The sequence below is a fragment of the Pseudomonas taetrolens genome (assembly GCF_900475285.1).
GTDB lineage: Bacteria > Pseudomonadota > Gammaproteobacteria > Pseudomonadales > Pseudomonadaceae > Aquipseudomonas > Aquipseudomonas taetrolens.
In genome coordinates this window covers 162,332-174,529 of the sequence record NZ_LS483370.1, presented here as the reverse complement: position 1 = coordinate 174,529, position 12,198 = coordinate 162,332, and the positions used below count along the sequence as shown (strand labels likewise).

Here is a 12,198-nt window from a genome sequence, read left to right as displayed (position 1 = left end):
ATGAAAGCACTTGTTATCGCCACCCTGGCCCTGCTGGGTAGCTTCTCGGCCGTCGCCGCGCAGAACGAGCCGCAATCGGCACTGATCAAGCAAGGTGAGTATCTGGCCCGCGCCGGCGACTGCGTTGCCTGCCACACGGCCAAAGGCGGCAAGCCGTTTGCCGGTGGCCTGCCGATGGAAACGCCGATCGGCGTCATTTACTCGACCAACATCACGCCGGACAAAAGCGGTATTGGCACTTACAGCTTTGACGATTTTGACAAAGCGGTACGTCATGGCATCGCGCAGAACGGCAGCACGCTGTACCCGGCCATGCCTTACCCGTCCTACGCGCGAGTCAACCAGGCCGACATGCAGGCGCTGTATGCGTACTTCATGAAGGGCGTTGAGCCCGTCGCACAAGAGAACAAAGCGGTCGATATTCCATGGCCGCTGAGCATGCGTTGGCCGCTGGCAATGTGGCGCGAGCTGTTTGCGCCGGCAGTGGAAGACTTCACACCGGTGGCCGGGCAAGACCCGGTGGTCAGCCGCGGCGCCTATCTGGTTGAAGGCCTTGGTCACTGTGGCGCATGCCACACGCCACGGGCGCTGACCATGCAGGAAAAAGCGCTGAGTGCCGCCGACGGCAGCGTGTTTTTGTCGGGCAGTGCGCCGCTCGAAGGCTGGATTGCGAAGAACCTGCGGGGTGACCACAAAGACGGCTTGGGCAGTTGGGACGAAGAGCAGCTGGTGCAGTTCCTGAAAACCGGCCGCAGTGATCGCAGCGCCGTGTTTGGCGGCATGAGCGATGTGATCGTACACAGCATGCAGTACATGTCCGAGTCTGATCTGACGGCCATTGCCCGCTACCTGAAGTCGCTGCCGGCGGTCGATCCGGCGGACACCCCGCATCGATACGATCCGTCTGTGGCCGATGCCTTGTGGAACGGTGACGACAGCAAGCGCGGTGCAGCGGTGTATATCGACAACTGCGCGGCCTGCCATCGCACTGACGGCCACGGCTACACCCGCGTATTCCCTGCACTGGCAGGAAACCCGGTGCTGCAGTCAAACGATCCGACGTCGTTGATCCATATCGTGCTCAAGGGCGGAACACTGCCTGCGACCCATACGGCACCGTCGACCTTCACCATGCCTGCATTCGACTGGCGTTTGTCAGATCAGGAAGTGGCTGATGTGGTCAACTTCATCCGCACCAGCTGGGGTAACAAAGGTGAAGACGTGAAGCCTGAGGACGTGAAGAAGCTACGCGAGTAATCAATGGCATAACGCTGTAGGCGCGAATCCGTGCCTACAGCGTTTGTGCATCCAGTCTTACGGTTTTGTAGCATCCATCCCCAGCCATTTTTGCGACAAGGCGGCCAACCGGCCATCCACCCTGGTTCGCTGCAATGCGTTATCCAAGCTAGTCTGAAAAGCCGGGTTACCTTTCTGGAAGGGTATCGCCAGCATCACCACTGGCCCCGCCTGCAATGGCGTGCGGGTGTAGCCATAAGGCGCGCTGAAATCGAAACGATTCTGAAGTTCGGGAGTCATAGCGACATGGTTGATGGCCACATCGTATTTACCGCTCTCGACCCCCGACAGCAGGTCACTGCCATCCGTGACGATAATCGATGCGTTGACCTCCAGCTCCTTGGCCAGCAGTTCGCCAAGCTCAACGTCAAACCCTGTCAAATGCCCGTCCTGCCTGAAGCTGAACGGGGGCTGGTCGGCTTCCAGGGCAATGCGCAACTCGCCCCGGTCGTTCACATCGTCGATCAGTTCGGCTTGAGCAAAAGGACTCGTCAACGGCAGTAAAAGCATCAAACCCGACAAAATACGCATGGTCACTCCTTTGAATGGGATGCAAGCGATTCGCAATAAGCATCCCCTTTGCTTTATGTTGGTCAGTTGCGAGGTTGGACAACAGATCGGCTCGAAGTTGTACAACCTGCTGAATCTTGAGAAAAAACGGAGAAACAAATGAACGCTCTACTGTCTCGTGTTGCGCTGGCTTCTGTGTTGATGGGGGCTTCCGTCATGGCGACTGCAGCCGGCCTGGAATCTGTTGAGGCTCCGGCAGGCGCCAAAGTAACCATTCTTTCCCCTGCGGACGGCGCCACAGTGGATAAGACCTTCACCGTGAAATTCGGTATCGAAGGCATGGATCTCAAACCTGCAGGCGACCCGACACCACACACCGGTCACCATCACCTGCTGATCGATGTCGACACCTTGCCTGCCGAGAATGCACCCATTCCAGCCGATGCCAACCATGTCCACTTCGGCAAGGCCCAGACCGAAACCGAAGTGACCCTGACGCCGGGCAAACACACCCTGCAACTGGAGCTGGGCGACAAGTATCACGTACCGTTCAAGCCCGCTGTCGTGTCGGAAAAAATCACCGTCAATGTGAAATAACTTTTTCCGCGGCACAAAAAAGGGAGACCCGCGGGTCTCCCTTTTTATGAAGCGCGTTTTAGAACAAGACGCGGCAACGGATGGTGCCATTGATCTTTTGCAGCTTCTCTTGCGCCAGGTCCGAAGACTCGGCATCAACGTCGATCACTACATAACCCACTTTCTCGTTGGTCTGCAGGAACTGACCGGAGATGTTGATACCGTTTTCAGCGAAGACCTTGTTGATCTCGCTCATCACACCCGGGATGTTTTCGTGGATGTGCAACAAACGGTGCTTGCCAGGGTGAGCCGGCAGGGCCACTTCAGGGAAGTTCACCGACGATACCGAAGTACCGTTATCGCTGTACTTGACCAGTTTTTCTGCCACTTCCAGACCAATGTTGGCCTGGGCTTCAGCGGTGGAACCGCCGATATGCGGGGTCAGGATCACGTTGTCCAGGCCACGCAGCGGGCTTTCGAACACGTCGTCGTTGGAACGCGGCTCAACCGGGAACACATCGATAGCGGCGCCGATCAGGTGCTTGTCCTTGATCGCGTCAGCCAAGGCGTCCAGCTCGACCACGGTGCCACGTGCGGCGTTTATCAGAATGCCGCCCTTTTTGATGGCGCGGATTTCCTTCTCACCGATCATCCACTGAGTGGCGGCGGTTTCCGGCACGTGCAGGGTCACGATATCGGACATGCCCAACAGTTCGTGCAGGTTGCCGACCTGAGTCGCGTTGCCCAATGGCAGCTTGGTCACGGTGTCGTAGAAGAACACCTGCATGCCCAGACCTTCAGCCAGTACCGACAATTGAGTACCGATCGAACCATAACCAACGATACCCAGCTTTTTACCGCGAATTTCGAAGGAGTTTGCCGCGCTTTTGATCCAGCCACCACGGTGGCAGGAAGCGTTTTTCTCAGGGATGCCACGCAACAACAGAATCGCTTCCGCCAGCACCAACTCAGCCACCGAACGGGTGTTGGAGTAAGGTGCGTTGAAAACAGCGATACCGCGTTCGCGAGCAGCGTTGAGATCGACCTGGTTGGTGCCGATGCAGAAACAACCAACAGCAACCAGTTTCTTGGCGCAGTCGAACACTTCTTCGGTCAGCTGGGTACGAGAACGGATGCCAATGAAATGGGCATCAGCGATCTTTTCCTTCAGCTGGGCTTCAGGCAAGGAACTGGTGATGTATTCAATGCTGGTGTAACCGGCAGCCTTGAGTACTTCAACAGCGGATTGGTGGACGCCTTCCAAAAGAAGGAACTTGATCTTGCTCTTATCGAGAGAAGTCTTGCTCATCTGCGTAAACCTGTGTCCCAGAGAAAAAATGGCAGGGAATGGACAGCGCGAGCTGACCTGGCCGGCGTGAAGACCGGCACCGAGAATCGTCCTATGGCTCGATTCTGCGGGGGGGTCGTATGCTAGCATAAGCGCCCCGCTAAACACCCATTCCTGCGACGTGAAGCGTTCTCAGGATGACCATGAATTGTTCGAGAGTTCTGTTGATGACCCATCCTGCCTTGATTGATGAGCTAAAGACCCTGGTAGAGCCTGGCAAGGTTTTGACCGATGCCGACTCCCTTAATGCTTATGGCAAGGATTGGACCAAGCATTTCGCCCCCGCCCCAGTGGCTATCGTGTTCCCGAAAACCACCGAACAGGTGCAGGCGATCGTCCTGTGGGCCAACAAGAACAAGGTGGCGCTGGTGCCTTCCGGCGGTCGCACAGGCCTGTCGGCCGCCGCCGTGGCAGCCAATGGCGAAGTCGTTGTGTCGTTCGACTACATGAATCAAGTGCTGGACATCAACCTGACCGACCGCACCGTGGTCTGCCAGCCGGGCGTTGTCACCGAGCACCTGCAAAACCTGGCCGAAGAAAATGGCCTGTATTACCCGGTGGATTTCGCTTCAGCAGGATCCAGCCAGATTGGCGGCAATATCGGCACCAATGCCGGCGGGATCAAGGTTATTCGTTACGGCATGACCCGCAACTGGGTGGCCGGCATGAAAGTCGTCACCGGTAAAGGCGACATCCTGGAACTCAACAAAGACCTGATCAAAAACGCCACCGGCTATGACATGCGCCAGCTGTTCATCGGCGCGGAAGGCACCTTGGGTTTTGTCGTGGAGGCCACCATGCGCCTGGACCGGGCGCCAAAAAACCTGACTGCCATGGTGCTGGGCACCGCCGATTTCGACTCGATCATGCCGGTGCTGCATGCCTTCCAGAGCAAACTGGATCTGACGGCGTTTGAATTCTTCTCCGACAAGGCGTTGGCTAAAGTCATGGACCGTGGCGATGTCCCTTCTCCGTTCGAGACTGATTGCCCGTTCTATGCGTTGCTGGAATTCGAAGCAACCACCGAAGAAGTCGCGAACGCGGCCCTCGAAACGTTTGAACACTGCATGGAAGAGGGTTGGGTGCTGGATGGCGTCATGAGCCAGAGCGAAACCCAGCTGCAAAACCTGTGGAAGCTGCGCGAGTACATCTCCGAGACCATTTCCCACTGGACGCCGTACAAAAACGACATCTCGGTTACTGTGTCGAAAGTACCGGGGTTCCTGAAAGAAATTGACGCCATCGTCGGCAAACACTATCCGGACTTCGAAATCGTCTGGTTCGGCCACATTGGTGACGGCAACCTGCACTTGAACATCCTCAAACCCGAAAACCTGAGCAAGGATGAGTTCTTCGCCAAGTGCGCGACCGTGAACAAGTGGGTGTTCGAGACGGTCGAAAAGTACAACGGCTCCATCTCTGCCGAACATGGCGTGGGCATGACCAAGCGTGACTACCTGACCTACAGCCGCTCACCGGTTGAGATCGAATACATGAAAGCGCTCAAGGCCGTGTTCGACCCGAACGGCATCATGAACCCGGGCAAGATCTTTGCGGTTTAACTAACGGCACAACACCCGTAGCCGCTGCCGCAAGCTGCGCGGCGGCTACACAGTCACCCCCTCATCGGAGACAGTCATGAGCTATCAGCACCAGTATGTCGACGGCACCCGGATCCACTTCCCCCTGGGCAAAGTGGTCTGCATCGGACGTAATTACGCCGAACACGCGAAGGAGCTGGATAACCCGATCCCCACTGAGCCTTTGCTGTTCATCAAGCCAGGCAGTTGTGTGGTGGCGCTGGAAGGTGGTTTCACGATTCCGGCCGAGCGCGGCTCCGTGCACTACGAAGCCGAAATTTCGGTTCTGATTGGCAAATCCCTGTCGAACAACCCGAGCACCGAAGAAGTCCTGGACGCCATCTCCGGCTTCGCACCCGGGCTTGATCTGACCCTGCGCGACAAGCAGGCCGAACTCAAGAGCAAAGGCTTGCCATGGGAAATCGCCAAATCATTCGACGGAGCCTGCGTACTGGCACCCTTCGTACAAAGCAGCGCGTTCCCGGATCTGACCGATATTGGTATTCGCCTGACCATCAACGGTGAAGTGCGCCAGGACGGCAACAGCGCCCTGATGCTCAACCCGATCGTGCCGATGATTCAGCATATGGCCGCATGCTTCTCGCTGCAGGCCGGCGACGTGATCATGACGGGCACGCCGGTGGGTGTAGGCCCGTTGAATGCGGGCGACGAACTGGTGCTGGAGCTGCCGGGTGTGAGCCGCTTCGAAAGCAGCGTGCGTTAATCACAGCAGACGACCATCATGCAGGAGCGAGCTTGCTCGCGATGCAGACAGCGCGGTTTTGAAAATAAACCGCGGTGATGCCATCGCGCGCAAGCTCGCTCCTGCAGTTTTTTTGAACCACACCAAAAATGTGAACCGCCGAATGCCTAACTGGAACCTCTATTTACAGCGCATCCTTGAGTTGATGAAGCGCTATCCAGGGTTGATCGCACTCTTCGGTTTTTGCTCCGGGGTCGGCAGTTTCATGCTGGTTGACCGTCAACAAGGCATGGCCCGCTGGATCGCCGTCATCATGCTGGTGAGCTGGCTCTGGCTGATGCTGGAAAACACCTTCACCCAGCTGTTCGCTCGGGTGTTCAAGCGTGAAATACCCCCGCCTCTGCTGCGTTACGCAACCCAGATGATTCACCAGGAAAGCCTGTTCTTTGTCCTGCCGTTCTTCTTTATCACCACCACCTGGAACAGCGGCCAACTGGTATTCACCGGGCTGCTGGGCGCTGCTGCACTGGTCTCCATCACTGATCCGCTGTACTACAAATGGCTCGCGCCCAAACGCTGGCTGTTTTTGGGGTTGCACACCCTCACCCTGTTTGCAGCGCTGCTGACGGCATTACCCATCATTCTCAACCTGACCACCGCCGAGAGCTACAAACTGGCGCTGGGCACCGCAGTGCTGCTTTCCATTCCGAGCCTGGCCGTCAGCCTGCCGCTAAAAACCTGGCGCGGCTGGCTAGTGCTGCCCTTGATCGTGCTCATGCTGGGCGGCACCGGCTGGCTGCTGCGCTCCTGGGTACCACCGGCAACGCTGTGGATGACCGAAGTCGCCGTCACCACTCAGCTGCAAGACCGTACGCCGGGCGAGAGCCTCAAAGCCATCAGCGCCAGCGAACTGCGCAGCCGTGGCTTGTATGCCTACACCTCGATCAATGCTCCGCGCGGGCTGAATGAGCGGATTTATCACGTCTGGAAGCATAACGGCAAAGAAGTGGACCGCATTGCTCTGGATATCCATGGCGGGCGTAAAGAAGGCTACCGCGCCTGGACCCACAAGCAAAACTTCCCGCCGGACTCTGTGGGTCGCTGGCAAGTGCGGGTCTTGACCGAAGATGGACAAATGATCGGTGTTTTGCGCTTCCTGGTTAATCCAGATCAGTCTGCGCCAGCCGACGTTCAGGCAAACTGAAGCACTTTTTCAGGATTGTGCTATTACATAAGGTCTGCGTTCTAGCGTACCGAGCACGGAGCTAACGATCATCACTGCTATGGCTGGCAATGCCCGACTAGACACATCAAGCACTCCGGCGCGGCTGCGAATCAGCGGCGACTGGACGCTTGCCCATTACGCACGTCTCAAACAACAGACGGAGCAACTGCGCGATCAATACGATGCCCGGACCGCGATCGACCTGGATGAGGTTTCCAGCCTCGATACCGCTGGCGCTTCGCTGTTGGTTGAACTGCTGGGAGCCGAGCGCGTCAGCCAGCTGACCGACACCGCACAAAAGCTCCCCGCAGCCGATCGCGCCTTGCTGCAAACCGTCTATTCGTCGATGCGTGATTTCTGTGTGCCGGTAAAGACCCCCGAGCACAACATCGGCATCCAGTTGCTGAGCCGGATTGGCTGCGCGGTGGACAAGCTCTGGCAAGACTCACTGCAATTGCTGGGCTTTATCGGCCTGATTCTGCAGACACTCGCCCGCAACCTGTTTCGTCCCAAGCAGTGGCGGATCACACCAATGGTGGCTCATATCGAGCAGGTCGGCCTCGATGCGGCACCGATCGTGATACTGCTGACCTTTATGGTGGGCGCGGTGGTGGCCTTTCTCGGGGCCACGGTACTGGCCAACTTCGGGGCCGGGATCTTTACCGTCGATCTCGTGGCGTTTTCATTTCTGCGTGAATTCGGTGTCTTGCTGACCGCCATTCTGCTGGCCGGGCGTACAGCCAGTGCCTTTACTGCGCAAATCGGCTCGATGAAAGCCAATGAAGAAATCGACGCCATCCGCACCCTGGGTCTCGACCCCATGGATTTGCTGGTGCTGCCGCGAGTTTTGGCCCTGCTGATCGCCCTGCCGTTACTGACCTTTTTGGCCATGATGGCCGGGATCCTGGGCGGCGCACTGGTGTGCGTCGTTTCGCTGGGCATTTCGCCAGACATGTTTATTTCGCTGCTGCATTCCGATATCGGCGTTCAGCACTTTCTGGTGGGCATGGTCAAAGCACCGTTTTTTGCCTTTCTGATCGCTGCGGTGGGCTGCCTCGAAGGCTTTAAAGTCAGTGGCAGCGCCGAGTCGGTCGGGGCCCACACCACCTCCAGCGTGGTGCAGTCTATCTTTATCGTGATTGTCCTCGATGCCGTGGCAGCACTGTTCTTTATGGAGATGGGCTGGTGAGTCGTCCAACACGTGCGCCCAGCGAGGCGGTGATTGAAGTACGCGGCCTGTGCAACCGCTTTGGCAGCCAAAGCGTGCACGAGAACCTTGATCTGGATGTGTATCGCGGTGAGATCCTGGGCGTGGTCGGCGGTTCCGGGACCGGCAAGTCGGTGCTGTTGCGCAGCATTGTCGGGCTGCGCAGGCCTACCGAAGGACAAGTCCGGGTGTTTGGCAAAGACCTGATGAACCTGCCGGAAGACCAGCGATCCTTGATCGAGAGACGCTTTGGCGTGCTGTTTCAGCGTGGCGCACTGTTTTCCTCACTGACCGTGACCGAAAACATCGCCCTGCCCTTGATTGAACATGCCGGGCTGAGCCGCCCCGACGCCGAACACCTGGCTTGCGTCAAGCTCGCCCTGGCCGGGTTGCCGTTGTCGGCTGCCGACAAATACCCTTCGGCCCTCTCGGGCGGGATGGTCAAGCGCGCCGCACTGGCCCGGGCGCTGGCGCTGGACCCGGACATCCTGTTTCTTGATGAGCCTACCGCCGGACTCGATCCCATTGGGGCAGCGGCCTTTGATCAACTGATTCTGACTTTGCGCGATGCCCTGGGGCTGAGTGTGTTTATCGTCACCCACGACCTGGACACCCTGTACACCATCACTGACCGGGTGGCGGTGCTGTCGCAGAAAAGGGTACTGGTGGCCGCGCCGATTGCCCAGGTCGAAGATTTCGACGACCCGTGGATTCATGAATATTTCCATGGCCCCCGTGGCCGCGCCGCCTATGAAGCGGCAACCCAGCGTAAGGAGCAATGACATGGAAACCCGTGCCCATCATGTATTGATCGGCTTGTTCAGCGTGCTGGTCGTTATCGGGGCCATGCTATTTGGCCTGTGGCTTGCCAAGGCGAGCATGGACGATGCCTTCACGGACTACGAAGTGGTGTTCAACGAAGCCGTCAGCGGCCTGTCCAAAGGCAGTTCGGTGCAATACAACGGGATCAAGGTGGGCGACGTCATAGAGCTGCGGCTGGACGAAAAGGATCCGCGCCGGGTGCTGGCACGCATACGCCTGACGGCGGGTACCCCGGTCAAGGTCGACACCAAGGCCAAACTGGCGCTGACAGGGGTCACCGGTACTTCCATTATCCAGCTCTCCGGTGGCGATCCCGACAGTCCGGACCTCAAGGGCAAAGCCGGAAAACTGCCCGTGATCGTAGCCTCGCCCTCTCCGATTGCCCGTCTGCTCACCGATGGCACGGACATGATGGCCAACATCAACATGCTGCTGCACAACGCCAATCAACTGTTCTCACCCGACAACGTTGCACGCGTTGGCAAGACCCTCGATAACCTGGAACTCACCACTGAGGCCATTGCAGGCCAACGGGGTGATATCAGCCAGACCCTGAAGCAACTGTCGCAAGTCGGCAAAGAGGCCAGCATCACGCTTGAGCAGACCACCACGCTGATGCGCAACGCCAATGGCATGCTGAGCAACCAGGGCAAACAAATGTTCAGCAGCGCCGAACAGGCAATGCAGTCCCTTGAAAAAAGCAGCGCCACCATCAACAGCTTGCTCAACAACAATGAAGAGTCGCTCAACAGCGGGTTGCAAGGCCTCAATCAGCTCGGCCCTGCGGTCAACGAACTGCGCGAAACCCTCAGTACGTTGCGCTCGATTTCGCGACGTCTGGAAGCCAATCCAAGCGGTTACTTGCTGGACCGCGAGCAAAACAAGGAATTCACGCCATGAGCCGCACTTATCGTCTGGCAGGGGCCGTCGTTCTGGCGACGAGTCTGAGCCTGCTCAGCGCCTGTTCAATCCTGCCCAAACCCGAGCAAGTCGACGTGTATTGGCTGCCGTACGCACAAACGCCGATTGCCACCAGCCCCAGCGCCCCCGTGAGCTGGTCGCTGAAGCTCGACAAACCGATGGCCAGTAATGCGTTGAACAGTCAAAACATTGCGGTGGTGCCCGAGGGTAACCTCATCAGTAATTACAAGGGCGCGCGCTGGAGCGATCCGGCGCCCGTGCTGCTGCGCAACCGGCTGCTTGACGCATTCCTGCAGGATGGCCGGATCCAGGGGTTGAGCACCGACGACAGCAATCTGCAGTCTGATTTCGAGCTGGGTGGAGAGTTGCTGGCGTTTCAGACCCGCTACAACGGCAAAAGCCCCGAAGTACTGATTCAGTACAACGCACGCTTGGTGCGCAGCCGTGACCAACGGGTGATCGGCTCCAAGCGCTTCGAAACGCGCCTGCCACTGACCAATCCGATGGTACCGGGCGTTGTGGCAGGTTTTGGACAGGCCACCGACCAGTTGATGCCGCAGGTGGTGCAATGGGTGCTGCAGCAAGGGCAAGCGCAGCGCTGAACAGGCTGTAGCGCTTGTGTAGCCGCTGCCGAAAGCTGCGAAAAGGACCGAAGGGCTTTAACGGGCGCTTGCGCGCCCATCGCAGCCTTCGGCAGCGGCTACAGATGCTTGCCTCGCTATGCGAGTCAGCGGCTACAGATCAACGTACGGCTTGAAGCCGCCTCAACCGAAGAACCAGTAGCACACGCCAATCGCCGCCACGACACCCGACAGCTCGGCCAGCAAGGCGCAGCCCACGGCATGGCGGGCGCGCTGGATGCCGACGGCACCGAAATACACCGCCAGCACGTAAAAGGTGGTTTCTGTGCTGCCCTGCACCGTCGCGGCCACCAACGCCGCAAAGCTGTCCACGCCTTGAGTCTGCATGGTTTCAATCAGCAAGGCCCGGGCCGCACTGCCTGAGAATGGTTTGACCATGGCCGTGGGCAAGGCATCCACAAAACGCGTGTCCCAGCCCAGCCACTCCACGGCATGACGGATACCGTCCAGGCCAAAGTCCAGCGCCCCGGATGCACGCAACACCCCTACCGCGCACAACATGGCTACCAGATACGGCAGCAGGTTCTTGGCCACGTCGAAGCCTTCTTTGGCGCCTTCGACGAATGCTTCGTAAACCTTGACCTTGCGCAGCGCGCCTATCACCAGAAACAGCATGATCAGCCCGAACAGCGTCAGATTGCCAAGGATCGAGGACAAACTGGCCAGCGCCGTCGCCGACAAGGTCGCCAGTAACGCCATGAAGCTGGCAAGGATCAATGCACCGGGCAACAGATACGCCAGCACCACCGGGTCCCATAACCGCAAACGCTGCATGAAGGCCACTGAGAGCAGGCCTACCAGCGTCGAGGCACTGGTCGCCAGCAGGATAGGCAGGAACACCAGCGTCGGGTCTGCAGCGCCTTGCTGGGCGCGATACATAAAGATCGTCACCGGCAGTAACGTCAGGGATGACGCGTTCAGCACCAGAAACAGGATTTGCGCATTGGTTGCACTGGCGGGATTCGGGTTGAGTTCTTGCAGCGCACGCATGGCCTTGAGGCCAATCGGTGTGGCGGCATTGTCCAGCCCCAGGCCATTGGCAGCGAAGTTCAGGGTAATAAACCCCAGCGCCGGGTGACCCGACGGCACTTCCGGCATCAGGCGCTTGAACAGAGGCCCCAGCGCCCTGCCCAACCAGTCGACGATCCCGGCTTTTTCCGCAATTCGCAAAAAACCCAGCCATAAGGTCAGGGTGCCAAACAGCAGGATCATCACTTCAACCGACAACTTGGCCATAGCGAAGATGCTTTCAACGATCGCGGAGAAGATCCCGGCATTGCCTCCCACCAGCCATTGGGCGAGTGCCGACACCGTAGCGACAACGAAAAAGCTGAGCCATAGGCCGTTAAGCATTCAAAGAACTCCTGAA

At 58.3% G+C, this 12,198-nt stretch carries 12 protein-coding genes; 9 read left to right on the top strand and 3 right to left on the bottom strand.

The window, feature by feature from the left end:
• Positions 1-1,257 carry a cytochrome c gene (locus DQN55_RS00865; RefSeq protein WP_048381235.1) on the top strand — a complete coding sequence of 419 codons (1,257 nt, stop codon included), beginning with the start codon at positions 1-3 and terminating at the stop codon, positions 1,255-1,257.
• A 57-nt stretch (positions 1,258-1,314) separates the two neighbouring features.
• Here DQN55_RS00865 and DQN55_RS00860 read toward each other — a convergent pair whose 3' ends face one another.
• Positions 1,315-1,827, bottom strand: coding sequence for a transporter substrate-binding domain-containing protein (locus tag DQN55_RS00860; protein WP_048381237.1), 513 nt, complete (start codon positions 1,825-1,827; stop codon positions 1,315-1,317).
• 138 nt (positions 1,828-1,965) lie between these two features.
• Between DQN55_RS00860 and DQN55_RS00855 the strand changes: the two genes are divergently transcribed.
• Positions 1,966-2,403, top strand: a complete 438-nt coding sequence (locus tag DQN55_RS00855; RefSeq protein WP_048381239.1) for a DUF4399 domain-containing protein — start codon at positions 1,966-1,968, stop codon at positions 2,401-2,403.
• 58 nt (positions 2,404-2,461) lie between these two features.
• On the opposite strand, the gene serA is transcribed toward DQN55_RS00855, so the two are convergent.
• Positions 2,462-3,691 carry a phosphoglycerate dehydrogenase gene (gene serA, locus DQN55_RS00850; RefSeq protein WP_048381242.1) on the bottom strand — a complete coding sequence of 410 codons (1,230 nt, stop codon included), beginning with the start codon at positions 3,689-3,691 and terminating at the stop codon, positions 2,462-2,464.
• 206 nt (positions 3,692-3,897) lie between these two features.
• On the opposite strand from serA, the gene DQN55_RS00845 reads away from it, so the two are divergent.
• From DQN55_RS00845 to DQN55_RS00815, 7 genes are all read left to right on the top strand, one after another.
• On the top strand, positions 3,898-5,292 hold the full coding sequence (locus tag DQN55_RS00845; RefSeq protein ID WP_048381245.1) for an FAD-binding oxidoreductase: 1,395 nt from the start codon (positions 3,898-3,900) through the stop codon (positions 5,290-5,292).
• Between the two features lie 76 nt (positions 5,293-5,368).
• Complete coding sequence (locus DQN55_RS00840) at positions 5,369-6,034, top strand: fumarylacetoacetate hydrolase family protein (protein WP_048381248.1); 666 nt, start codon at positions 5,369-5,371, stop codon at positions 6,032-6,034.
• A gap of 142 nt (positions 6,035-6,176) precedes the next feature.
• Entirely contained in the window at positions 6,177-7,217 is a 1,041-nt protein-coding gene (locus DQN55_RS00835) for a DUF5924 family protein (protein ID WP_048381708.1), read from the top strand.
• A gap of 79 nt (positions 7,218-7,296) precedes the next feature.
• Positions 7,297-8,427, top strand: a complete 1,131-nt coding sequence (locus tag DQN55_RS00830; protein ID WP_048381251.1) for an ABC transporter permease — start codon at positions 7,297-7,299, stop codon at positions 8,425-8,427.
• Positions 8,424-9,227 (top strand): ABC transporter ATP-binding protein, encoded by an 804-nt coding sequence (locus DQN55_RS00825; protein WP_048381253.1) that lies wholly within the window; start codon positions 8,424-8,426, stop codon positions 9,225-9,227. The genes DQN55_RS00830 and DQN55_RS00825 overlap by 4 nt, the downstream gene beginning before the upstream one ends.
• Position 9,228: 1 nt before the next feature.
• On the top strand, positions 9,229-10,167 hold the full coding sequence (locus DQN55_RS00820; RefSeq protein ID WP_048381254.1) for an MlaD family protein: 939 nt from the start codon (positions 9,229-9,231) through the stop codon (positions 10,165-10,167).
• Positions 10,164-10,790, top strand: a complete 627-nt coding sequence (locus DQN55_RS00815) for an ABC-type transport auxiliary lipoprotein family protein (RefSeq protein ID WP_048381256.1) — start codon at positions 10,164-10,166, stop codon at positions 10,788-10,790. The genes DQN55_RS00820 and DQN55_RS00815 overlap by 4 nt, the downstream gene beginning before the upstream one ends.
• A 162-nt stretch (positions 10,791-10,952) precedes the next feature.
• Here the strand turns inward: DQN55_RS00815 and DQN55_RS00810 are convergent, their stop codons facing one another.
• A complete protein-coding gene (locus DQN55_RS00810) occupies positions 10,953-12,182 on the bottom strand; it encodes a nucleoside recognition domain-containing protein (RefSeq protein WP_048381258.1) in 1,230 nt (409 codons plus the stop codon).
• Positions 12,183-12,198 lie beyond the last annotated feature (16 nt).